Consider the following 21,863-nt stretch of genomic DNA (forward strand, 5'->3'; position numbering starts at 1 on the left):
GCCCCCCAAACCGTCAGGCCGGCCGCAGCCGGTAGTGCCCGACGCCCCAGGCTTCGCCTGATTCATGGCCGAACAGACCGCTGGTCGCCAGGAAGAACAGCCGCCAACGCCGCCGCCACAAGGCCGCATCGGCGCCGTAGACGTCTTTGAGGATCGGGTCGATCACCGCGCGATTACGGTCGAAATTGACCAGCCAGTCCTCGGCCGTGCGACTGTAATGCGTGCCGCTCCAGTGCCATTCGTCCTCGACCGCAAACAGCGCCGGAAAGCCATGGATCAGCCGCCGGCTCGGCATCAGCCCGCCGGTGAAGAAATGCTGCGCGATCCAGTCGGATGTGTCGTTCACGTCGAAGCGGTAGCAGGCGTTGCGATGCGTGAAGACATGCATGAACAGCCGCCCCTGGGACTTAAGCCAGCCGCGCGCCCGACCCAGCAGTTCCGTCCAGTTGGCCATATGCTCGAACATCTCGACCGAGACGATACGGTCGAATCCGCCCTCGCACGCAAACGCGTTCATGTCAGCGGTGACGATGCGCAGATTGCCCAGCCCCCGCGCGGCGGCCTGCCCCTCGATGAAGGCGCGCTGCGAGGCCGAGTTCGACACCGCCACGATCTCCGCCCTCGGCAGCCGCTCCGCCATGAACAGCGACAGCGAGCCCCAGCCGCAGCCGAGTTCGAGAATGCGCTGCCCGTCCTCGAGCCCGGCATGGGCGAGTGTCAGTTCCAGCGCCTTCACCTCCGCCTGGTCCAGCGTGGTGTGGGGCGTCTCGTAGTAGCAGGATGAGTATTTCCGCCGCGCGCCCAGCACAACCTCGAAGAAGGCGGCCGGCACTTCGTAATGCTGCTGGTTGGCAGCGTCGGTGTGCTCGGCGATGGGATAGTCCGCCATCTCCCGAATGAAGGCGTCGTCAGGTCGTGCGCCGCCTCTCTCCAGATGGCGGTTCGTGCGGGAGACCAGCGCAGAGATGCCCGCCCGGCTCACGACATCGGGCAGGGGCAGACGCTCGCCCCAGGCGCCGAGATTGTCCAGAAAACTCATATGGTCAGGCTCCCCGCGCGGTCGGCGGCCAGGGCACAAGTGCGCTCGTGCGGCGCTGATAGGCACGATAGGCCTCGCCATGCTTGGCGACCATATGCTCCTCCAGCGGCGGAATGCCCGAGATTTTCGTCAAGAGCAGCGTGATGCACACAGGCGCCAGCACGGCGACGAAGCCGAACGGATAGCCCGCGGCCGCCATCGCGATGACCGGGTAGGCACACCACAAAACGCATTCGAAGAAGTAGTTCGGATGGCGCGACCAGGCCCACAGACCCGTATCGCAGACTTTGCCCTTGCTGGCGGGATCCTGCGCGAAAGCGCGCAGCTGCCGGTCGGCGACCGCTCCGCCACCGACGCCGATCAAGAACACCAGCACACCGAGGAGGTCCTGAAAACCGAGCGTCGGCGCCGGATTATGGGCCGCCAGCACGATCGCAATCGCGAGCGGCGAGCTCGCCAGGGCCTGCATCATCATGAAGCGGAACATCTGGCGGTCCTTATCGGCCCCCCAGTCGCGCTTGAGTTTGGCATAGCGCGGGTCGTCCGAAATGCCGCGCGTGCGCGAGGCAACATGCAGCCCGAGCCGCAGCGCCCAGGCCGCAGCCAGCGCCGCGACCAGCAACCGGCGCGACCATGGCCCCTCGCCGAAAGGCAGAAGCGCGCCGATGATCCCGGTCGCGCCGAGCCCGAAAGTCCAGATCGCGTCGATCCAGCCGGAATTGCCCGTCCGCCGCTCGACCAGCCAGGCCGTCGTCATCGCGGTCGCCATCAGGGCAGCAACCGCAGCGAGCGCCAGCACGAAGGCGGTCCCCGTCACAGCCTCACCAGCGGCTGCAGCATCCGCCCGAGCCAGCCCTTGAAGCGCACCTCGCCGGTCAGCGCGACGATGCAGGTGCAGCCTTCGACGGCGTCGACATGGGGGTGGTGCTCGTGGTCCTCGTTCGCCTCGTCGAAATCGCCGCGACCAAACCGGCCATATTCGTGCTCATAGGCACCCGACAGGATCGTGGTCCATTCGTTCCCGGTGTGGCGATGCTCCGGCAGCCAGGTGCCGGGCGCCGCGCGCAGCATGAAGACCCGCGCCTCCGCGCCGGGGACATGCACCCGCCGCATCGCCACGCCACGCCCGATCGGGCGCCATTTGCCGAGCTCATAGGGCGCCAGCACGCGCGGTAGCCCGCCGTCGCGCGGCGGCTGGGACGGGGCGGCGGCGATATCCGCAGTCTCCTCGATCCGCGCCAGCGCATCCTCGGCGGAGGTCAGCATGGGCACGGCCTCGCCGCGCGCCAGCACGCCGCCGCCGATCGCCTCGATCTCGCGCAGCGCCCGGGCGCTATCCCGGTTCATCTCGACATGCGCGGCGACGACGAGCGCCATGCCCTCGTCGAGCCGGCCCGAGGCGAAGCCGGCCAAAGTCTCGTCCGACGCGAATTGCCGGGCGTTCATCGCAGATCCTCCAAATGCCGTCGCAGATGCGCCATGGCCAGCCGCAACCGGGACTTCACCGTACCCAACGGGATCGACAACCTTGTGGCGACGTCCTGGTGGCTGAACCCTTCGAGAAAGGCGAGTTCTACGACCTTGTACTGGTCCTTGGAGAGGCTGGTCAGGGCGTCGCGCACCCTTGCATCCCGCTCCGAACCCGAAACGACCTGATCGGGCTGCTCGGGGCTCTCCTCCTCGAGGATCTCGAACACCCTGGACAGCCGCACGCGTTTCTCGCGCCGGGCATGGTCGATCCGCAGATTGCGCGCGATCGTCGCGATCCAGGTGCCGGCGCCGGCCTTGGTCGGGTCAAACAGCGCCGCCTTGCGCCAGACCGTCATCAGGGTTTCCTGAGCCAGTTCCTCCGCCAGATCCGCCGGCGTGCCGCCGCGCATCAGCAGACCCTTCACGCGTGGCGCGAAATGGTCGAACAGGCGTGCAAAGGCTTGCCGGTCTGCGGAAGACGCGATGGCCTGGACAAGGGCGTCTGCATCCATGGGAACGGTGTTCGAACCTCTCCGCACCCCGGCGTTGACCGGGGTCCGTCTCGTGAGTCCTGTTTCGGGCGTTGCAAACATTCCTGCTTTACGCAGGCTGTCCGCGTCTGGATCAGATGGCAGGGACCATCGCAGGCCATCGCACGCAACGAAACCCCGCGCGCTTCAAGCCGACCGGCACCCTATCGCCGGATCGACTGAACCGAAAGGGAAGGCCCGGCGTAACCTTTGACTAACCTGAGACATAAGGCTTGTTCATGCACGGTTCGTTTCACAAGCGTCTCAGGATCGCGGTCGTCGGCTCCGGCATCTCCGGCCTGTCATCCGCCTGGCTCCTGTCACAAAACCACGACGTCACGTTGTTTGAAAGTGAATCACGGCTCGGCGGGCATGCCAACACGGCGCTGGTGCCGCAGGCGGCGGGGCCCGACATCGCGGTGGATACCGGCTTCATCGTCTATAATGAGGCGACCTATCCCAACTTCACCGCGCTGATGGCCCATCTCGGCGTCGAGACCAAGGCCACCGAAATGTCCTTTGCCGTCTCGCTCGATGACGGCGCGCTTGAATACAGCGGCACCAGCCTGTGGGGCCTGTTCGCCCAGCGCCTCAACCTGCTGAACCCGCGCTTCTGGTCGATGCTGAGCGATCTGCGCCGCTTCTACGCGCAGGCCTCGCGCGATGCCGAGACCCTGGCGGAAAGCGGCCAGTCTCTGGGCGACTATCTCGACGCCGGGCGCTATGGCCGGGCCTTCCGCGAGGATCATCTGCTGCCGATGGCGGCGGCGATCTGGTCGGCCCCCTGCTCCGAAATCCTGGCCTATCCGGCGATCGCCTTCATCCGCTTCCATCACAATCACGGCCTGCTGAAACTAACCAACCGGCCGGTTTGGCGCACGATCGTCGGCGGCAGCCGCAGCTATGTCGCCAGGCTGAAAGACGCTTTCACGGGCGAACTCGCGATCGGCCGGGCCGTTCGTCGCATCCACCGCGCAGGCGGCGCGGTCGAGGTCGAGGATACGGCCGGCACTGTGCAGCATTTCGACCATGTCGTGATCGCCACCCATGCCGACCAGGCGCTGGCCCTGCTGGCACAGCCATCCACCGAGGAGTCCGCGCTGCTGGGCGCCTTCCGCTACAGCGCCAACCGCACCATCCTCCACACCGATCCCGCACTGATGCCCAGGCGCAAAACCGCCTGGGCGAGTTGGAACCATCTTGGCGACCGGGCCGTGCCGGACGCACCCTGCGCCGTCACCTACTGGATGAACCGGCTGCAGGGCCTGTCTTCGGAGAAGCCGCTCTTCGTAACGCTCAACCCGCCTCAGGCTCCGCGGCCGGAGAGCGTGCTGCGCGAGGAGATGTATGATCACCCAATCTTCGACGGTCCGGCTCTGGCGGCGCAGGCTCGGCTGTGGTCGTTGCAGGGGCAGCGCAACACCTGGTTCTGCGGCGCTCATTTCGGCGCGGGCTTCCATGAGGATGGCCTGCAGGCCGGGCTCGCCGTGGCCGAGGATCTCGGCGGCGTCCGCCGGCCCTGGGACGTGCAGAACGATTCCGGTCGCATCGTCAGGACGCGGCTGCAAACCCCGCTGGAAAGCGCTGCGTGATCGCGCCGGCCTCCACGCTCTATGTCGGCCGCGTCTGGCACAGGCGAACGCGTCCACGCGCGCATGCGCTGGCCTACCGTGTTTTCTGGATGCTGCTCGATCTGGATGAGATCGACGCGCTTTCCGGCAGGCTGCGCTGGTTTTCGCGCAATCGGTTCAACCTCTACGCCTTCCGCGACGGCGATTTCGGCGACAGGACCGGCAGCCCGCTGCGGCCGCAGATCGAGGCGATCCTGGCCGGCGCCGGGCTCGAGCCCGATGGTGGGCCCATCCGGGTCCTGACGATGCCGCGCATCCTCGGCTACGCCTTCAACCCGCTGACCACCTGGTTCTGCCACCGCCGCGACGGCGAACTGCTGGCGATCGTCTATGAGGTCCACAACACCTTCGGCGAGACGCACAGCTATGTCGCAGCCGCCCCCGTGGTGGGCGGGCAGGTTGCGCAGGAAGCCGCGAAGAGCTTCCACGTCTCGCCCTTCATGGGGCTCGACATGCACTACAAGTTCCATGTCGTGCCGCCGGGTCCGCGCGTCTCGGTCGCGATCGAGGGCTCCGACGATGCTGGCCTTCTGATCACGGCGACGATGAGCGGCCAGCGCCGCGAGATCTCGGATGCGACGCTGCTGAGCCTGATCGCCACCCATCCGCTGCTGACGCTGAAAGTGACGTTCGCGATCCACTGGCATGCGATTCGTCTGCTGGCGAAGCGCATCCCCTTCTTCGCCCATCCCGCGCCACCGGCGCATAGCGTCACGCAAGGCCGCCCGTTGGACCCGCCCGACGCGGAGATCGTCTCCACGCCGCGCGGCTGAGCGTACGGCCGGTCAGGAGCGAGGCGCGCGCAGTCTCTTCAACGGCCCGTCATGCAGCAGCATGCCGGCCGCCATCGCCGCGACGAAGACGAAGACCGGCATCAACCCCAGCGACAAGGCCGAAACCGCGGGCCCCGGGCAAAGCCCCGCCACGCCCCAGCCGATGCCGAACAGGGCCGCCCCGAGCAGGAGCGGTCGGTCGATCACTGTGGCTTGCGGCATGTGGAATGTCTCCTCCAGCACCGGCCGGGCGAGCCGGCGTTGCAGCATCACGCCTGGGATGGCGACCGCCACCGCCCCGCCGAGCACGAACATCAGGCTCGGGTCCCAGGCGCCACTGGCGACATCCAGGAATCCGATGACACGGGCGGGATCCAGCATGCCCGACAGCGACAGGCCGAAGCCGAACAGGGCTCCCGCCAGAAGCGTCACCCCCAACCGGGCCAGATTGAGCGCATTCATCGGAAGAACCCCAAAATCGTGGCGGTGGCGACACCGGCGGCAAGGAAGGTCGCGGTGGCAGCCATCGATCGGGGCGAAAACCGCGCCAGCCCGAGAATGCCGTGGCCCGAGGTGCAGCCCGAGCCCATGCGCGTCCCGACACCCACGAGCAGCCCGGCCAGGACGAGGACCGGCCAGGATGCGGCGATCGTCACGTCCGGCAGCGCGCCGAACGCCGCCGCATAGATCAGCGGCCCCAGCACCAGGCCGATGACGAAGGCCGCGTTGGTGACGACCTGCTGTCCGCCGAGCAGGCGCCCGACGATGCCGCTGATGCCAGCAATGCGGCCGTTGACGAGCAGCAGGATCATGGCGGAAACGCCCAGCAGCATGCCGCCGAAAAGCGAAGGCCAATAGGCGGTCATGGCCGCTCCTCCTCAGTGCAGAAAATCGCGTAGAGCGCCTCGATCAGCCGGGCCGCCTTCGCTTCGGTCAGTCGGTAGAAGATCTGCTGGGCTTCGCGCCGCGTCTCGACGATGCCGGCGTCCCGCAGAACCCCGAGCTGCTGCGACAGGCTCGGCTGGCGGATGCCGAGTTTCTCCTCGAGCGCGCCGACGGCATATTCCCCCTGCGCCAGCGTGCACGCGAGCATCAGCCGGCCGGGATGCGCCAGCGTCTTGAGCAGGCCGGCGACCTCGACGGCACGGGCCTCCATCTCCGCCGGCGACATCGCCGCCGATTGCGGCGATGCAGTCTGCTCCTTCGCCATCACCACACCGCCCCTTCGAGCGCATTGAGCGGAATCTTGAGATAGCGCCGCCCGTTCGCCTCGGGTTCTGGCAGCCGCCCGCCGCGGATGTTGACCTGGAGCGCGTGCAGGATGAGCTTCGGCATCGGCAACGTCCTGTCGCGCGCCTCGCGCAGTGCGACGAAGCCTGCCTCGTCGATGCCCACGACATGCGCGTTGGCCGTCTTCTGCTCGCCGACGGTGCTCTCCCATTTCGCGTTGCGGCCCTCGGGGCGGTAGTCATGGCCGGTGAACAGGCGCATCGCATCCGGCAGGGCGAGGATGGCCTGGATCGAGGCCCACAACGCCCGGGCGCTGCCGCCGGGAAAATCGGCCCGCGCCGTGCCTGAATCGGGCACGAACAGCGTGTCGTGGACGAAGGCGGCGTCGCCGATGACATAGGTCACCGAGGCCAGGGTATGGCCGGGCGAAAACATCACCCGCCCTTCGAGCGAACCGATGCTGAAACGATCGCCGTCCGCGAAGAGCCGGTCCCATTGCGAGCCGTCGGTCTGCAGCGCGGGCCAGTTGTAGATTTCCTTCCACAACGTCTGGACGGCGGTGACCTGCGCGCCGATCGCCCGCGGCGCCCCGGTCTTGCCGGCCAGGTAATCGGCAGCGGACAGATGGTCGGCATGGGGATGGGTATCGAGGACCCAGTCGACCGTCAGACCCTCGCGCGCGATATAGGCCAGCATCGCATCGGCGCTGGACGTGCCGGTCGAGCCGGATTTCTCATCGAAATCCAGGACCGGGTCGATGATCGCGCAGCGCCGCGTCGCCGGATCGCTGACGACATACTGGAGCGAGCCGCTGCCTGGTTCGTAGAAGGCCTCGACCTTGGCCAGCCGCCCGGCCTCGCCGTCCAGCCAGGTCCCTGCACCGGACAGATCGAAGCCATGGCTGCGGCCGAAGGATTCCACATCGCCGCGCTTCATCCGGCCGGCCAAAACCTCGCCCAGCACAAACAGCGTCACGGCGCGCAGTCCGCTGCGGCAATGCGCCAGCACCGGGCCCTTGCTCTCCGCCATCGCCCTCTGGAAGGCGCGAACATCGGCGGTTGTGATGCCTGCTCCCGTCACGGGTACGAAATGATAGGCCAGCCCCGCGCGCTCGGCGGCCGCACTTTCGGCGGCATGGCCGGGCTGGTCCAACTCCTCGCCATCGGGCCGGACATTCACCAGCGTTGCGAAGCCCTCTTTTGCAAAGCCCGCAAAGGCGTCCGGATTCAACTGGCCTGCGACCGCCAGGCCATCGGTGATCGTGACGATGTTCATCTGCCATTCTCCAATCTATAATTATATATATAGATAGATTGCATTATGACACAAGAGGCAGATGGCCGATGGCTGCGATCGCGACAGTGTCGACGCAAAAAAGAGGGCACCCGAAGGCGCCCTCTCAATATCGATCCTGGCAACGACGCTCAGCGACGCGCGAAGATGTCGATTTCCTCGTCGCGATGCTGACCACCGAGCATGGCGGCCATATAGGCTGCGGCGGCACCGACCAGCAGGACGGCTGCCGTCAGGAAGGCCACGATCACGGCCGTGCGGCGCGCCTTTTCGGCGGCTTCGCGGGCCGCATCGCGCGCCTGGATCAGGCGGGCATAGGCCTCGTCGATGCGCTTCTCGGCCTCGGCCTGCGGCACGTTCATCCGCGTGGCCATCCGCGAGGCAATGTACCCGCGATCAGCCGGATCGAGGCTGCCATTGGCCAGGCTGCGGACGAGAATGCGCGAGGCCTCCTCGCGCTCGCCCTGCGTCACCGGCTCGGTGCCGGTCGAACGCATCATGCCATCCAGCGCCGAAGCCAGCGGATCGGCCTGCTGGCTGATCAGCGTGCTGGCGCCGCCGGCAACGGCGGCTGCACCCGAAGCAGCCGTGCGCGCCGCGCCCATGATCGAGGAGGAGGTGATGAAGGCCACCAGCAAAGCGCCGACGGCCCAGACAACCAGGCCATGGGCCCCGTCGCGAACGCCGCGCTCACTCGAGCTGGAATCAAGCATCGGCTTGCGCATCCGGCCGGCAAGATAGCCGCCCGCGCCGCAGGCCGAAACGGTGATCCACAGCGCCCAGAGAGCGGCCGCAATGGCCAGAACCGTCATGCTCGTCGAGCGCGAGGTATCGGCGGACACCAGCGACAGACCGATAGCCGAGCCGAAGGCAGCCATGATTGTCGAGATGGCGACGGATAGGACAGCCCCGCCGAAGATCGGGCTCCATTCGAGATAGGAGCCCGACTTGGTATCGGAACCGGGCGGGGAGACGACGACGTCGGATGTGCCGAGCGACATGGCGATACCCTTACCGGAGACCAAGGAACGACAGGATGGCCAGAACGACCACGACGAGACCAACGAGATAAATGATACTGCTCATGACAGCCCCCATAGAGAAATGCGCCGCGGCGCGAATGCGGCTTTAACCTCAGGGGCAGGTCAGATGTTCCGCGCGCTGCGGCGTGTTTGACGAGGCCGGCGCGGGTGGCGGCCTGGCACCGGTCAGCGGCGACGCCGCTGCCAGCCCTCGATGCGATCGATGATCCACATCGTGAACCGCGCCATCGGGCGTTGCAGGAAGGGCACGTCGGACGCGATCAGCATCAGCCCGAGCGGCAGCATCCAGACGCCCAGGACCGGCAGGAAGGAGAAGATACCGCCGAAGATCAGCAGGATGCCGGCGGGCAGCCGGGCCCAGCGCGAGGCCGGATGGCGCAGCCAGCGCAAAGTCGAGGCGAGCCGCCCTGGCAGCATGCGCTCAAGCCGCTTGAAGGCGGCACGCAGTTCCTGCTGCGGATCGGTCACGGGCGAAATTCCGACATGGGAGCGACGAGGATGGGCTTCAGCGAGCGAGGACGTCGGCGAAATTGGGATGGCGGCGCGCCCAGTCGGCGACGAAAGAGCAGGCCGGCACGATTCGCAATCCACGCGCCCGGGCATTCTCAAACAAGCCCTCGACCAGCAGCGAGCCCAGTCCCTGGCCGCCGAAGGCGGCGGGAACTTCCGTATGCGTGACGATCAGACGATCCCCGTCCCGCCGGAAACTCGCGAAAGCGAGCCCACCGGGGAACGCCATCTCGAACCGGCTGGCTGCCGTATTCTCGACCACCGGCCCGACACCATCCCTCATCGCACCCAAGCTCCTATCCGCATCGATGACCGGTCATCCGAAGCCGGCCACGTGGCGCGAACACGCTCAACCGAGGCCCCGCCCCAGAGTTCCAGGCACCAATGCATGATCAGTAGACAACGCGGGGATGACGCGGCGAACGCGGATCCTGCGTCGATCAGTGCCGAGTGCCGCTACTGAACGCGCCGGTGCGAACCTTCTCGGCCAGACCTGCGGCGAAAACAGCGGTCGCTTCCTCGCCATAGGTCTCGACCAATGCGCGGAAGGCGGCAAACAGCGCGGCATGCGCAAGCGCATCGCTGTCCAGCCCGTCCTGCTGCGCTTCAGTGAACGCGTCCTCGACATAGCCATAGGCGACGCGACGCGCGTCGTGGCTGTCCTCGGCCGAAACCAGATCCAGCGGCATATCGTCGGAAAGAATGGACATGAAGGCGAGGACTCTGCGGCTTGTTTTGATCGGCTTGTTGTCGCGCGTAGAAGGCTTATGTGATGCGAATCACGCCAATTCAGGCCTGCTTCGCAACGATTGTCGTCATCTCTGTCATAGGCCGTGCCAGAGCGGGACGCTACCGCCCCCTTTCGGAAAGGTTAACGCGACGGCGCAATTCGCCAGCGAAGCTGCGGTTAAGCGATGTCTGTCACCTATCCGCCATAGCGCCCGGCAAGCGATCGCGCCAGGCGCTCGCCCTCGCCCGCCAGCCGCGTCGAGGCCTCCTGACTGCCGTCCGTGCAGGCGCGATGCGTCAGCGAATAAGCGCGAAAGCCACGGTTATACGCGCTCGTCAGGCGTTCGCGCCGCAACGGCGTGCGACCCTCCGCCTCAACCAGCGCGCCCATGCGGTCGCGCCAATCCTGCGCCTCCTTGCCTCCGCACAGCGTCCGCAGATAGGCCAGCGAGCCCATGATCTCGGCGAGCTTCAGCAGTTGCGGCTCGTAGGGCGGCGGCGGCGGCTCCGGGGCCGGCACGGGCTCGGACGGCTTGGTCGTGGCAGGCGGGCGCGACTGCGCAAGCGCGGTGCCAATCGGTGCGCCGATGAACACCGCGAGCAGGCCAAGCAGCACTCCGACCAGCAGCACGCCGATCACCATGCCAGGCGCCGCCCGGCTCATGCGCCCTCCCCGGCCTCGATCCGGATCCGCTGCGCCCGGCGCAGCACCTCGGCGAGTTCGCGGGTTGTCGGCAGGCCACCGAGCTTGAGCGGATCGGCCCACATCACGGCCCCGGCCTCAGGCCCCGGCTGCGGCTCGCCGGAAACCCATTCGCCGACGAAGGACGCCACGACGAAGTGGTGGCTGACAGCGCCCAGCCCGTCGCGGCCGAAGATCTCGACATGGCGGTTGAAGCCGATGATGCGCGCGCGCACCCCGACCTCTTCCTCCAATTCGCGCAGCGCCGCCTCTTCCAGCGTCTCGCCGGCCTCGACCTTGCCGCCGGGCAGCGACCAGAGCCGGTCGGCAGGGGGCTTGGTGCGCGTCGCCAGCAGCACCTTGCCATCGCGGAAGACCGCGACGGAGGCAGCCAGCACCGGGCGCGCAGGCGCCTTGCCCGCGGCCGGAAAGCGGATGACCTGCGCGCCGTCCTCGCTCATGTCAGCGCGCCCCGCCTCATACGTGCTGGCCGCCATTGATGTGCAACTCCGCCCCGGTGACGTAGCTCGACGCATCCGTGCAGAGGAAATGGATCGCGCGCGCCACCTCCTCGGTGCGCCCCAGCCGCCCCAGAGGCAGGGTGGCGACGATCTTCTCGGTGCCCGGCGACAGGATGGCGGTGTCGATCTCGCCCGGCGAGATCGAATTGACCCTGATCCCGAGCGGCCCGAAATCTGAGGCCATCTCCCGCGTCAGGCTGGCCAGCGCCGCTTTCGAGGTCGCATAGGCCGCGCCTGCGAAAGGGTGAACGCGCGAGCCGGCGATCGAGGTGACGTTGACGATCGCCCCCTTGGCGGCTGTCAACTCATCGAGCAGGCCCCGCGCCAGCATGATCGGCGCGAAGAAATTGACCTGGAAGACCTTGTGCCAGTCGTTGAAGGATGTCGTGGCCGCGCCAAGCCGCGCGCCCTTGGGGCCCTTGGGCGAAATGCCGGCATTGTTGACCAGCGCGTTGAGCTTGCCGCCCTCGGCCGCCAGCCGGCGCTTGATCTCGGCGATGCCGCGCATCGTGTCTTCGGGATCGCCGAGATCGATCTGGACATGATCGTCGGCCCCGGAGGGCCAGGGGCATTTGTCGGAGAAGGCCTGGCGCGAGCAGGACAGGATCCGCCAGCCCGCCATCGCGAACTGCATCACCGTGGCATGCCCGATGCCGCGGCTGGCCCCGGTCAGCAGCATCACCGGCCGCTTGCCGGCTTCAGTCTTGGGAAAGTCGAATTTCGGCATCGCCATCGGGCTATCGATCCTCAAGGATAAAGGCGGGCACGCGCCCAGGGCTCGCCGACGCCAGGGCGGCTGAAGACGACGCGGTCATGCAGGCGAAACGCGCCGTCCCTCCAGAACTCCATATAGACCGGGCTGATCCGGAAACCGGTCCAGTGCGGCGGACGCGGGATCGTGCCGATGCCGAATTTGGCGGCCTGGAACGCGACCGCCTTTTCGAGCGCGAAGCGGCTCTCCAGCGGGCGCGACTGCTGCGATGCCCAGGCGCCGATCCGGCTGTCGCGCGGGCGCGACTGGAAATAGGCATCGGCCATCTCGTCGCTGACCACAGACACATGTCCCCGGATGCGGATCTGGCGGCGCAGGCTTTTCCAGTGGAACAGCGCCGCCGCCTTGGGCTGGCCGAGCAACTCCTCGCCCTTCTGGCTCTGAGTGTTGGTGTAGAAGACGAAATCCTCGCCGTCGCGCCCGTTCAGCAGCACCATGCGGCTGTTGGGCATGCCCTGCGCATCGACCGTGGACAAGGCCATCCCATTGGGGTCGTTCGGCTCGCTCTTTTTGGCCTCCTCGAACCAGGCTGCAAACAGCGCGAAGGGGTCCTGCTCTTGCGTGAAGTCACCGCTCGTTAACCGTTCCACGTGTCTAATCCTCAAAGAATTTGGGGTGTTGCGTTTGGGCGAGCGCGAGCGGTGAACTTGGTCAAGACAGCACGACTATATAGGACAGGGACGTCAGCGTTCCAAAGCCTTCCGCGGCGCGGTGCCGCCATGCGCGCGATTGCGATCGCGGGCGCTGCTGCCATGGCCCTGTTCTGTGCCGGTTGTTCGGTGTCGTTCCCGATTCTGGGCCTGTCCAGCAAGGCCGAAGACGATGTCGCCACGACCTCGTCGGTGCTGCCGGCGCGCGGCCCGGCCAAGCCCGGCGCGCTGGCCTCGCTCTCCTCAGAACTCGGCCCCGAGGATATGCGCCGGGCCGATGGCGCCATGGCGGTGGCGCTCGACCCGCAGGGCAATGGCGCCGCCGTCTCCTGGGACAACCCGCAAAGCGGCGTGAAAGGCTCCTTCATCCCCGTCGGCGGCCCATTCCTGCGCTCAGACGAGATCTGTCGCGCCTTCATAGCCAGCGTGCAGACGCAGACGAAACCCGCTAAGCTGCAGGGAACCGCCTGCCGGCCGTCGGGGGGAGACTGGCTGGTCAAGGACATCGAGCCCTGGAAGGGCACGACCTGACAAGAAGAGTTGGCTATGATGCGCCACAGCTGTTGCGTTCAGGCCACACCGTTCCCAGATAGGCTTTGAGACCAGGGTCGGCCTGTGCCTTGCGCCGGGATCGGCTCTTCAGCAGTGCCAATGGGGTTCATGAATGCGCGACCCATATCAGATTCTGGGTGTCGCCCGCACGGCGAGCGAGGCGGAGATCAAGAAGGCCTATCGCCGCCGCGCCAAGGATCTGCATCCTGACCGCAACCAGGACGATCCCAAGGCGCAGGACCGGTTTTCGGAACTGAACGGCGCCTATGAGATCCTCAGTGACGGCGCCAAGCGCAAGCAGTTCGACGCCGGCCAGATCGATGGCGAAGGCAAGCCCAAGTTCCAGGGCTTCGAGGGCATGGGCGCCGGTCGCGGCGGCCGGGCCGGCGGCTTCGAATACAATTTCGGCCAGGGCGGCCGGGGCCATCCCTTTGGCGCGGGAGCCGGCGCGGGTGCGGGCGCTGGTTTCGATCCCGCCGACATCTTCGGCTCGCTCTTCGGCGAGGCCGCTCGGCGCCAGGGCCAGGCCCGCCCCGAGGCGCACAAGCCGCCCGAGCAGAGCTTTACGCTGGAGGTGACGCTGGCCCAGGCGGTCTCCGGTGCGACGCGACGCGTCAGGCTGCCGGGCGGGCGCGAGGTCGAGGTCACGATTCCCGAGGGCGTCACGGACGGCAAGGTGATGCGCCTGCGTGGTCTCGGCCAGACCGACCCGCATTCGGGCCAGACCGGCGACGTGCTGATGACGATCAAGGTCAAGCGGGATTCGCGCTTCGTCACCGAAGGCAATGATCTGCGCACGCGCGTCACCGTCCCGCTCGCCCAGGCGGTGCTGGGCGGGCCGATCCATGTCCCGACGCTGACCGGCACCGTGGAGATGAAGATCCCGCCGCTGACGGGCACGACCCGGTCCTTCCGTCTGCGCGGAAAGGGGTTGAAGGGCGAGGCCGGCGCGGTCGGCGACCTGTTCGTTGCCATCGACATCGAGATGCCCGAAAGCGACGCCGACCTCACAGCATTGATGAAGGCGCGCGTGGAATAGCCCCGGCTGTGAAACGGCTGACGGGGGCGCTTGGGTGGACGGTCGCTGAAATCCGGTTTCCCCTTTGCGCCATCCTGTTCTAAGAGACCCGTCGACTTTATCCAGTTCGCGGGTCCCAAATGCCTGATTCCACTGCCGCCGCCCGGCCCACCGCCAATCTTCTCAAGGGCAAGCGGGGCCTCGTCATGGGCGTCGCCAACAACCGCTCGATCGCCTGGGGCATCGCCAAGGCCGCGGCCGAAGCCGGCGCCGAACTCGCCTTCACCTATCAGGGGGATGCGCTGAAGAAGCGTGTCGAGCCATTGGCGAAGGAACTCGGCGGCCATGTCGTCGGCCATTGCGATGTCACCGATCCCGCCACGATCGACGCCGTCTTCGCAGAGGTCGAGACGCTCTGGGGCAAGCTCGACTTCGTCGTTCACTGCATCGCCTTCTCCGACAAGGACGAGCTGACCGGCCGCTATGTCGAGACGACCGAAGCCAACTTCACCAAGTCGCTGCTGATCTCCTGCTACTCCTTCACCGCCGTCACCCAGCGCGCCGAGAAGCTGATGACCGATGGCGGCTCCATGCTGACCCTGACCTATTACGGCGCCGAGAAGTGGATGCCGCATTACAACGTCATGGGCGTCGCCAAGGCCGCGCTGGAATCGAGTGTGCAATATCTCGCCGCCGATCTCGGCCCCTCGAAGATCCGCGTCAACGCGATCTCGGCCGGGCCCATCAAGACGCTGGCCGCCTCCGGCATCGGCGATTTCCGCTACATCCTGCGCTGGAACGAATACAATTCGCCGCTGCGCCGCACCGTGACGATCGAGGAGGTCGGCGAGACCGCCGTGTTCCTCGTCTCCGACATGTCGCGCGGCATCACCGGCGAGATCCTGCATGTCGATGCCGGCTATCATGTCGTCGGCATGAAGGTGCCGACCGCGCCGGATATCACGCTCGACAAGGGCGAGTGAGCTAGCCTGTCAGCTTCGCGTTCAGCCGGTCCGTCGCGACACTGTCGCGGCGGATCGTTTCGTTTCTGACGGCGTCGAGCGAAGTCGAGACAGTCCTCTCTCCAATCACCATCCCAGGCGCGATCTCCGCCAGCGGTGCGAGCACGAAGGCGCGCTCCGCGATGCGCGGATGGGGCACCTGCAGTCCCGGCTCATCGATCATCTCGCGGCCATAGGTCAGGATGTCGATGTCGAGCGTGCGCGGCCCCCAGCGCTCCCGCCGCTCGCGCCCGCCCTCGCGTTCGAGATCGAGGCACAGATCGAGCAGCGCCCGCGCCGGCAGCTCCGTCTCGACCAGCACCGCCATGTTGAGGAACTCCGGCTGGTCGAGCTTGCCCCAGGGTGCCGTGCGATAGACGCTGGACGGGCGGACGGCGAAGATGGCGGGATGCTGCGCGAGCCGCGTCAGTGCGTGTGCGAAAGCCGCGACGGGATCGCCCAGATTGCCGCCGAGGCCCAGCGCCGCCTCAACCCTCACGCCGATAGCTCAGCGTGATGCCGACGCTGGCGAGCGTGGCGTGGATCGGCGGGGCGGGCTTGCGCAAGGTCACCTCGATGCGGGTGACCGGCGGAAAACCGTCGAGCACGGCGAGCGCCACCGCGCGCGCAGCCGCTTCGAGCAGGTTGAAGCGGCTCGTGGTGAAAACCTCGGTGACGACAGCGACGACCTTGCCGTAATTCACCGTGTCGGCCAGCGCATCGCTGATGGCGGACGCGCGCAGATCGACCTCCAATGCGAGATCGAGGACAAAGCGCTGGCCCAGCCGCTCCTCTTCCGAAAAGAAGCCGTGATAGGCGTAGATGTCGAGCTTCTCGATCAGGATGATGCCGGTTTCGCTCACGCGCGGGGCTCCGAAGGCTGTGACAGGGCGACCCAGACCTTGAACGCCTGCGCATGCGCGGCAACGTCATGGGCGCGAATGATGGCGGCGCCTTGCGTAGCGCCATAGAGATGGGCCGCGACGCTGCCGGCAACACGGTCGGCCGGCACGCTCTGGCCGGTGACGACGCCGATCACCGATTTGCGCGAGGCCCCGAGCAGGATCGGGCAGCCGAGTTCCTTGAGCTTCGCCAACTGGCGGATCAGCAGCAGGGATTGCTCCGGCGTCTTGCCGAACAGCCCGATCCCGGGATCGACGACAATCTGCGCGCGCGGCACGCCGGCTTCCAAGGCGATCGCGATCGACCGCTCGAGAAAGCGCAGCACGTCGGACAGGATGTCGAGCGTGGGGTCGGTGGTCTCGCGGTTGTGCATCAGCACGATCGGCGCGCCATGCCGTGCGGCAACATCGGCGATCGCGGGATCGCGCTGCGCGCCCCAGACATCGTTGACGATGGAGGCACCCGCCACCAGTGCGGCTTCCGCCACCTCCGCCTTCCAGGTGTCGATCGACAGAGGCGTCCGGATCCGCTGGCGCAGGCCCTCGATCACCGGCAGAACCCGCGCCAGTTCGGTCGCGGCCGCCAGAGGGGCGTGACCCGGCCTGGTCGATTCGCCGCCGATATCGATGATGGCGGCCTCTTCCGCCGCAAGCCGCACACCATGCGAGATCGCCTGCTCCGCATTGGTCAGCATGCCCCCGTCGGAGAAGGAATCGGGCGTGATGTTGACGATCCCCATCAGCAGGGGTGCGGCGTCGAGGGCGAGCCTGCGACCATCGGGCAAGGTCAGAGCCGGCGGCATGAAGGATCATCCGGAAGGGCGGAGTGCGGCCTATAGACCGCCTCTCCCCGACAGGCCAATGGAAACGACAGGTCGCGGCCATGGTTGCGACGCATGGCCCCGATCCGGCGCAACGCTTTGACGTCGCGCCCGCCAGCGTGCAGAAGCCGGGCCATGGACAAGCTCACGCTCCCGCACCGGCTCATCCTCGTCCGCCATGGCGAGACAGACTGGAATCGCGAGGGCCGCCTCCAGGGCGGGCAGGACATCCCCCTCAACGCACTCGGCCGCAGCCAGGCTGCCGAGGCCGCCGGGCGGCTGCGAACCCTGGCGCCCGACTTCGCCACGCTCGACTATATCGGCTCGCCGATGCAACGCGCCCGCGAAACCATGGATATTCTGCGCGCGACGCTAGAGCTGTCGCCTGGCGCCTATCGCCTCGACGACCGCCTCAAGGAGCTCACCTTCGGCTCCTGGGAGGGCTTCACCTGGCGTGACATCCGCAAGGCCGAGCGCGAGCAGGCGCAATTGCGGGAGCGTGACAAATGGAGCTTCGTGCCGCCCGGCGGCGAAAGCTACGCCATGCTTGCGCAGCGCATCCGGCCGGTTCTGGAAGAGCTCACCCGCGAGACCGTCATCGTCAGCCATGGCGGGGTCGCGCGTGCCGTGCTGGCTCTCGTTGGCGCGGTCTCCCCGCAAAAGGCCTCGATGGTCGAGATCTGGCAGGGTAAGATCCTGACCGTCACCGGCAGCCAGGCCGACTGGGTGTAGCTCACGCCAGTGGCTGCGTGTCCGCGATCTCGATCCCGAACCCGCTCAACCCCACGAAGGAGCGCGGCGACGAGGCGAGGTTGACGATCGAGCGAACCCCGAGATCGCGCAGGATCTGCGCGCCGAGCCCAACCTCGCGCCATTGCTGCGAGCGCTGCGCGTCCGACCCCTCCTCGACGCTCTTGATCGGCACGCCGGCCGCACCATCGCGCAGATAGATCAGCACGCCGCGCCCGTCGGTCTCGAAGCGCTTCAGCACGGACTGGATCGCGACCGCACCTCCAAGCACGTCGGCGACGACATCGGCACGATGCAGCCGCGCGGGGATTTTCTCACCATCGCCGATCTTGCCCGAGACGAAAGCGAAGTGCTGCGTGTCGTCGAAGGGGGTCACATAAACATGGCCGGTCAGCTCGCCGAAGGCAGTCTTGACCGGGAAGGAATGCACCCGCTCCACCAACTTCTCGCGGGACTGGCGATGCGCGATCAGATCGGCGACCGTGATCTGCCTGAGGCCATGCTTCTGGGCAAACGCCGTGATCTGCGCGCCCTTCATCACCGTGCCGTCATCATTGGCAAGTTCACAGATGACACCGACCTGCGGCAGATCGGCGAGCTTGCACAGATCGACGGCGGCCTCCGTATGCCCGGAGCGCATCAACACGCCGCCATCCTTGGCGATCAGCGGGAAGACATGGCCCGGCCGCACGAAATCGGTGGCGCCCATATTGCCATTGGCGAGCGCGCGGACCGTGTTGCAGCGCTGCTCCGCCGAGATGCCGGTGGTCAGCCCGTGCTTGACGTCGACGGTGATGGTGAAGGCGGTGCCCAGCGGCGCGTCGTTGGACGACACCATCGGGTCGAGCCGCAGCCGCCGCGCCTCGGACGAAGTCAGCGGCGCGCAGACGATCCCGCAGGTGTTGCGGATGATGAAGGCCATCTTCTCCGGCGTGCAGAGCGAGGCAGCGACGATCAGATCGCCCTCGTTCTCGCGATCGTCGTCATCGGTGACGATGACGATCTCGCCACGGGCAAAGGCTTCGATGGTGGCGGTGACATTGTTCGGCATGCTGGCCTCGCGCGGCCCGACAAGGCCGAGGAAATCATTGGGGGTGACGGAGCCGCCGGTGGCAGCGGCGATGCGCTCGGCGCTTTCGCGCGAGATCCACGCAGTCTGGTCGTTGCAGAGCGCCGTGACGCTGGCGGGCGACAGGCCGACCTGCCGCGCGAACGCGCTGCGGCCGATCTTGTTTTGCGTGAGCCAGGCGTCGAGCTTCATGACGAGAAGCTAATGCCGAACCTCTTCAGTTACAATGAAGAAGTTCACGTCTTTCAGCGAAACTGAATGGCACCGCTAACTGCGCCCTTCAGGCCTCACGCTCGCTACAAGACATAGGGTGCCCGTATCCCCGGATCGTCGGTCGAAAAATCTTTAGTGTTGCGGGTCACGAGCAGACGCCCCGCTGTCTGCGCTGTAGCCCAGATCACCGCGTCAGGCAGCTTGATGCGATGGGTCCGCCGCAATGCCACCGCGCGAATGGCGATTGCTTCGTCAAGCGCGATGACCCGAAAACCTTCGAGGAAACGCCGGGTGGGCTCGACCAGATCGGCATCCGCCCCGACCATCACCTCCATCCACGTGATGATGCTGACGGCCCGGTTTTCGAAGCGCTCGATTTCCTCGCGGGCCTGCGGGACGGCATTCAAATGGTCGATGAGGATATTGGTGTCGAACAGCGCGCCTACCATTCGCGACGGGCTTTCTCCTGATAAGCCAGTCCATCGACCTTGCGCCGACCCCACAGGCCAAAGCCGTCCTCGACCTGTTCACGATGATGGCGGTCGAGATAATCATCGATCGCAGCCCTGATCAGGGCAGCGCGGGACTGCTGCAATCGTTTGGCAATGGCGTCGAGCGCTTCGACTTGAGCATCACTCATATCGATCAGGGCTCGCATGCCACACTCCAATGCTATGGCCTATGTATATCATATAGCAAAACGTAGTCACGGGCACAATTATCGGCGGAGCGCATTACTCCCGAAACGGCCACCGCGCCTCGCCGACGCCCACCTGCGCCCGATGCAGCAGATACTGGTCGGCCAGCACGCAGGCGACCATCGCCTCGCCGACCGGCACGGCGCGGATGCCGACGCAGGGGTCGTGTCGACCCTTGGTGAACATCTCCGCCTCGCCACCGGTCCGCGTCACGGTCGCCCGTGTCGCCAGGATCGAGGAGGTCGGCTTCACCGCGAAGCGCGCGACGATCGGCTGCCCCGTCGAGATGCCGCCGAGAACCCCGCCGGCATGGTTGGACAAAAACAGCGGTGAGCCATCATTGCCGGCGCGCATCTCGTCGGCATTCTCCTCTCCCGAGAGCGCAGCGGCGTCGAACCCGTCGCCAATCTCGACGCCCTTGACCGCATTGATACTCATCAGCGCCGACGCGATCTCCGCATCGAGCTTGGCGTAGATCGGCGCGCCAAGTCCCGCCGGCACGCCCTCGGCGACGATCTCGAGCACGGCGCCGATCGAGGAGCCGGATTTCCGCACACCGTCGAGATAGCCCTCGAAGAAGGCGGCGGCTTTCGCATCGGGGCAGAAGAACGGGTTGCGGCCGACCTCGTCCCAGTCCCAGTTGCCGCGGTCGATTCTGTGCGGGCCCATCTGCACCAGCGCCCCGCGCACGACCAGTCCCGGCACGACCTTGCGCGCGATAGCACCCGCCGCGACCCGCATCGCCGTCTCCCGCGCCGAGGAGCGCCCGCCGCCGCGATAATCGCGAATGCCGTATTTCACGTCATAGGTGAAATCAGCGTGGCCCGGCCGGTAGGTGTCCTTGATCTGCGAGTAGTCCTTCGAGCGCTGGTCGACATTGTCGATCATCAGCCCGATCGATGTGCCCGTGGTGACTTGCACGCCGTCGCTCTCGCGCGGAAACACGCCCGAGACGATCCGCACCTGGTCGGGCTCCTGGCGCTGCGTGGTGAAGCGCGACTGGCCCGGCCGACGCCGGTCGAGATCGCCTTGGATATCGGCCTCGCTCAGCGGGATCAACGGCGGGCAGCCATCGACAACGCAGCCGATGGCCGGCCCATGGCTCTCGCCGAAAGTGGTGACGCGGAAGAGATGGCCGAAGCTGTTATGGGACATGATGGAGCCTGAGGCGAGAAGCTGCGTTCTTTAGGCTGGAATGGCGGAACGTGAAAGCCAGGAAGCCACTGGCATCCCTTGGCAGACCCGTGTCACATTGGTATATTATGACCAATTATATGGTCAGGAGGTCGATGTGAGATCTGTTGCCTTGGCGGAGGCGAAAGCCCAGTTGAGCGCGTTGGTCGATGCGGTCGAAGCCGGCGAAAGCATCTGCATTACACGGCATGGCAAGCCCGTTGCGCGCTTGACCGCAATCGAGAAACCGCAAAAGCCTCTCGATGTCGAGAAGCTCAGGGCATTCACCAGATCACAGCCGATGCAAGACGAGGACGCGGGCACCTTCATGCGAAGGCTGCGCGACGACGCACGCTATTGAGGCTCTACCTCGATACCTCCCTCGTCGTCTCCGCGCTCGTCCAGGAGCAGGCATCGGAAGCCGTCCATGACTGGCTGGCGAGTCGGGGCGGGATACGCTTCGCCGTCAGCGACTGGGTCGTTGTCGAGTTCGCGGCCGCCCTGTCTCGCAAGCGAGCGCTCAATGAGATTTCGGCCGGCCTCCGGGAGGAAGCGCAGTTCCAGTTCGACAGCCTCACGGCCGGAGAGTTCGATGTCCTGCCGGTCACGCGTGGGGAGTTCCGCATCGGGGCCAATCTCGCCGGCCTAAGCCTCCAGGGCTTGCGGGCTGGCGACGCGCTGCACCTGGCCATAGCGAAAAGCAACACGCTGACGCTCTGCACGCGGGACATCAAGCTCGCAGCGGCGGGCACCGATCTGGGGTGTTCGACACAGTTGATTGGCTGAAAACAGC

At 66.5% G+C, this 21,863-nt stretch carries 31 protein-coding genes; 8 read left to right on the top strand and 23 right to left on the bottom strand.

Annotation, left to right across the window (positions count from 1 at the left end; translation table 11 throughout):
• Positions 1-13 precede the first annotated feature (13 nt).
• The 4 genes from IP69_RS19795 to IP69_RS19810 are packed head-to-tail and all read right to left on the bottom strand — an operon-like array spanning position 14 to position 3,021.
• On the bottom strand, positions 14-1,039 hold the full coding sequence (locus tag IP69_RS19795; protein WP_054144546.1) for a cyclopropane-fatty-acyl-phospholipid synthase family protein: 1,026 nt from the start codon (positions 1,037-1,039) through the stop codon (positions 14-16).
• Between the two features lie 4 nt (positions 1,040-1,043).
• Positions 1,044-1,856: a DUF1295 domain-containing protein gene (locus IP69_RS19800; RefSeq protein ID WP_054144547.1), complete on the bottom strand. Its 813-nt coding sequence runs from the start codon at positions 1,854-1,856 to the stop codon at positions 1,044-1,046.
• Positions 1,853-2,485, bottom strand: coding sequence for a ChrR family anti-sigma-E factor (locus tag IP69_RS19805; RefSeq protein ID WP_054144548.1), 633 nt, complete (start codon positions 2,483-2,485; stop codon positions 1,853-1,855). The genes IP69_RS19800 and IP69_RS19805 overlap by 4 nt, the downstream gene beginning before the upstream one ends.
• Positions 2,482-3,021, bottom strand: a complete 540-nt coding sequence (locus IP69_RS19810) for a sigma-70 family RNA polymerase sigma factor (RefSeq protein ID WP_054144549.1) — start codon at positions 3,019-3,021, stop codon at positions 2,482-2,484. The genes IP69_RS19805 and IP69_RS19810 overlap by 4 nt, the downstream gene beginning before the upstream one ends.
• A gap of 257 nt (positions 3,022-3,278) precedes the next feature.
• Between IP69_RS19810 and IP69_RS19815 the strand changes: the two genes are divergently transcribed.
• The gene (locus IP69_RS19815; protein ID WP_054144550.1) at positions 3,279-4,631 is read left to right on the top strand and encodes an NAD(P)/FAD-dependent oxidoreductase; all 1,353 of its coding nucleotides are present in this window, start codon (positions 3,279-3,281) and stop codon (positions 4,629-4,631) included.
• Positions 4,628-5,443 (top strand): DUF1365 domain-containing protein, encoded by an 816-nt coding sequence (locus IP69_RS19820; protein ID WP_054144551.1) that lies wholly within the window; start codon positions 4,628-4,630, stop codon positions 5,441-5,443. The genes IP69_RS19815 and IP69_RS19820 overlap by 4 nt, the downstream gene beginning before the upstream one ends.
• A gap of 12 nt (positions 5,444-5,455) precedes the next feature.
• Here IP69_RS19820 and IP69_RS19825 read toward each other — a convergent pair whose 3' ends face one another.
• The 12 genes from IP69_RS19825 to pdxH all read right to left on the bottom strand — a co-directional run bounded on the left by IP69_RS19825 (position 5,456) and on the right by pdxH (position 12,813).
• Positions 5,456-5,905, bottom strand: a complete 450-nt coding sequence (locus tag IP69_RS19825) for a YeeE/YedE family protein (protein WP_054144552.1) — start codon at positions 5,903-5,905, stop codon at positions 5,456-5,458.
• Positions 5,902-6,309: a YeeE/YedE family protein gene (locus IP69_RS19830; RefSeq protein WP_054144553.1), complete on the bottom strand. Its 408-nt coding sequence runs from the start codon at positions 6,307-6,309 to the stop codon at positions 5,902-5,904. The genes IP69_RS19825 and IP69_RS19830 overlap by 4 nt, the downstream gene beginning before the upstream one ends.
• Complete coding sequence (bigR, locus tag IP69_RS19835) at positions 6,306-6,653, bottom strand: sulfite-sensing transcriptional repressor BigR (RefSeq protein WP_054144554.1); 348 nt, start codon at positions 6,651-6,653, stop codon at positions 6,306-6,308. Before bigR ends, IP69_RS19830 begins: the two co-directional genes overlap by 4 nt.
• Positions 6,653-7,948 (bottom strand): bifunctional sulfur transferase/dioxygenase Blh, encoded by a 1,296-nt coding sequence (gene blh / locus IP69_RS19840; protein WP_054144555.1) that lies wholly within the window; start codon positions 7,946-7,948, stop codon positions 6,653-6,655. Before blh ends, bigR begins: the two co-directional genes overlap by 1 nt.
• A gap of 149 nt (positions 7,949-8,097) precedes the next feature.
• Positions 8,098-8,967, bottom strand: coding sequence for a hypothetical protein (locus IP69_RS19845; RefSeq protein WP_054144556.1), 870 nt, complete (start codon positions 8,965-8,967; stop codon positions 8,098-8,100).
• A gap of 207 nt (positions 8,968-9,174) precedes the next feature.
• Positions 9,175-9,426: a hypothetical protein gene (locus tag IP69_RS19850; protein ID WP_054144590.1), complete on the bottom strand. Its 252-nt coding sequence runs from the start codon at positions 9,424-9,426 to the stop codon at positions 9,175-9,177.
• A gap of 88 nt (positions 9,427-9,514) precedes the next feature.
• Positions 9,515-9,802 carry a GNAT family N-acetyltransferase gene (locus IP69_RS19855; protein WP_054144557.1) on the bottom strand — a complete coding sequence of 96 codons (288 nt, stop codon included), beginning with the start codon at positions 9,800-9,802 and terminating at the stop codon, positions 9,515-9,517.
• 157 nt (positions 9,803-9,959) lie between these two features.
• On the bottom strand, positions 9,960-10,229 hold the full coding sequence (locus IP69_RS19860) for a hypothetical protein (protein WP_349236306.1): 270 nt from the start codon (positions 10,227-10,229) through the stop codon (positions 9,960-9,962).
• Between the two features lie 215 nt (positions 10,230-10,444).
• The gene (locus IP69_RS19865) at positions 10,445-10,912 is read right to left on the bottom strand and encodes a TIGR02301 family protein (RefSeq protein WP_248306910.1); all 468 of its coding nucleotides are present in this window, start codon (positions 10,910-10,912) and stop codon (positions 10,445-10,447) included.
• Positions 10,909-11,427, bottom strand: coding sequence for an NUDIX domain-containing protein (locus IP69_RS19870; protein WP_349236307.1), 519 nt, complete (start codon positions 11,425-11,427; stop codon positions 10,909-10,911). Before IP69_RS19870 ends, IP69_RS19865 begins: the two co-directional genes overlap by 4 nt.
• On the bottom strand, positions 11,408-12,130 hold the full coding sequence (locus IP69_RS19875) for an SDR family oxidoreductase (protein WP_082359493.1): 723 nt from the start codon (positions 12,128-12,130) through the stop codon (positions 11,408-11,410). The genes IP69_RS19870 and IP69_RS19875 overlap by 20 nt, the downstream gene beginning before the upstream one ends.
• A gap of 68 nt (positions 12,131-12,198) precedes the next feature.
• Positions 12,199-12,813, bottom strand: coding sequence for a pyridoxamine 5'-phosphate oxidase (gene pdxH / locus IP69_RS19880; RefSeq protein WP_054144560.1), 615 nt, complete (start codon positions 12,811-12,813; stop codon positions 12,199-12,201).
• Between the two features lie 129 nt (positions 12,814-12,942).
• On the opposite strand from pdxH, the gene IP69_RS19885 reads away from it, so the two are divergent.
• From IP69_RS19885 to fabI, 3 genes are all read left to right on the top strand, one after another.
• Positions 12,943-13,404 (top strand): RT0821/Lpp0805 family surface protein, encoded by a 462-nt coding sequence (locus IP69_RS19885; protein ID WP_054144561.1) that lies wholly within the window; start codon positions 12,943-12,945, stop codon positions 13,402-13,404.
• 133 nt (positions 13,405-13,537) lie between these two features.
• Positions 13,538-14,464, top strand: coding sequence for a DnaJ C-terminal domain-containing protein (locus IP69_RS19890; RefSeq protein ID WP_054144562.1), 927 nt, complete (start codon positions 13,538-13,540; stop codon positions 14,462-14,464).
• Between the two features lie 119 nt (positions 14,465-14,583).
• Positions 14,584-15,426 carry an enoyl-ACP reductase FabI gene (gene fabI / locus IP69_RS19895; RefSeq protein WP_054144563.1) on the top strand — a complete coding sequence of 281 codons (843 nt, stop codon included), beginning with the start codon at positions 14,584-14,586 and terminating at the stop codon, positions 15,424-15,426.
• Position 15,427: 1 nt separating this feature from the next.
• On the opposite strand, the gene folK is transcribed toward fabI, so the two are convergent.
• The 3 genes from folK to folP are packed head-to-tail and all read right to left on the bottom strand — an operon-like array spanning position 15,428 to position 17,149.
• The gene (gene folK / locus IP69_RS19900) at positions 15,428-15,943 is read right to left on the bottom strand and encodes a 2-amino-4-hydroxy-6-hydroxymethyldihydropteridine diphosphokinase (RefSeq protein ID WP_156323569.1); all 516 of its coding nucleotides are present in this window, start codon (positions 15,941-15,943) and stop codon (positions 15,428-15,430) included.
• Positions 15,933-16,307, bottom strand: a complete 375-nt coding sequence (folB, locus tag IP69_RS19905) for a dihydroneopterin aldolase (RefSeq protein ID WP_197279973.1) — start codon at positions 16,305-16,307, stop codon at positions 15,933-15,935. The genes folK and folB overlap by 11 nt, the downstream gene beginning before the upstream one ends.
• Positions 16,304-17,149, bottom strand: a complete 846-nt coding sequence (gene folP / locus IP69_RS19910) for a dihydropteroate synthase (protein WP_054144565.1) — start codon at positions 17,147-17,149, stop codon at positions 16,304-16,306. Before folP ends, folB begins: the two co-directional genes overlap by 4 nt.
• Before the next feature lie 153 nt (positions 17,150-17,302).
• On the opposite strand from folP, the gene IP69_RS19915 reads away from it, so the two are divergent.
• The gene (locus IP69_RS19915) at positions 17,303-17,899 is read left to right on the top strand and encodes a histidine phosphatase family protein (RefSeq protein ID WP_054144566.1); all 597 of its coding nucleotides are present in this window, start codon (positions 17,303-17,305) and stop codon (positions 17,897-17,899) included.
• Position 17,900: 1 nt separating this feature from the next.
• Here IP69_RS19915 and ribB read toward each other — a convergent pair whose 3' ends face one another.
• The 4 genes from ribB to aroC form a co-directional block, all read right to left on the bottom strand.
• Positions 17,901-19,178, bottom strand: a complete 1,278-nt coding sequence (gene ribB, locus IP69_RS19920) for a 3,4-dihydroxy-2-butanone-4-phosphate synthase (protein ID WP_082359488.1) — start codon at positions 19,176-19,178, stop codon at positions 17,901-17,903.
• A gap of 104 nt (positions 19,179-19,282) precedes the next feature.
• Positions 19,283-19,648 carry a type II toxin-antitoxin system VapC family toxin gene (locus IP69_RS19925; RefSeq protein WP_054144567.1) on the bottom strand — a complete coding sequence of 122 codons (366 nt, stop codon included), beginning with the start codon at positions 19,646-19,648 and terminating at the stop codon, positions 19,283-19,285.
• On the bottom strand, positions 19,642-19,857 hold the full coding sequence (locus tag IP69_RS19930) for a ribbon-helix-helix protein, CopG family (RefSeq protein WP_054144568.1): 216 nt from the start codon (positions 19,855-19,857) through the stop codon (positions 19,642-19,644). The genes IP69_RS19925 and IP69_RS19930 overlap by 7 nt, the downstream gene beginning before the upstream one ends.
• A gap of 76 nt (positions 19,858-19,933) precedes the next feature.
• Entirely contained in the window at positions 19,934-21,052 is a 1,119-nt protein-coding gene (gene aroC, locus IP69_RS19935; RefSeq protein ID WP_054144569.1) for a chorismate synthase, read from the bottom strand.
• 136 nt (positions 21,053-21,188) lie between these two features.
• On the opposite strand from aroC, the gene IP69_RS19940 reads away from it, so the two are divergent.
• Entirely contained in the window at positions 21,189-21,431 is a 243-nt protein-coding gene (locus IP69_RS19940) for a type II toxin-antitoxin system prevent-host-death family antitoxin (protein WP_054144595.1), read from the top strand.
• Positions 21,428-21,856, top strand: coding sequence for a type II toxin-antitoxin system VapC family toxin (locus tag IP69_RS19945; RefSeq protein WP_054144570.1), 429 nt, complete (start codon positions 21,428-21,430; stop codon positions 21,854-21,856). The genes IP69_RS19940 and IP69_RS19945 overlap by 4 nt, the downstream gene beginning before the upstream one ends.
• The last annotated feature ends 7 nt before the right edge of the window (positions 21,857-21,863 follow it).

Source organism: Allobosea sp. AAP35 (assembly GCF_001295925.1).
In the GTDB taxonomy this organism is placed as follows: Bacteria; Pseudomonadota; Alphaproteobacteria; order Rhizobiales; family Beijerinckiaceae; genus Allobosea.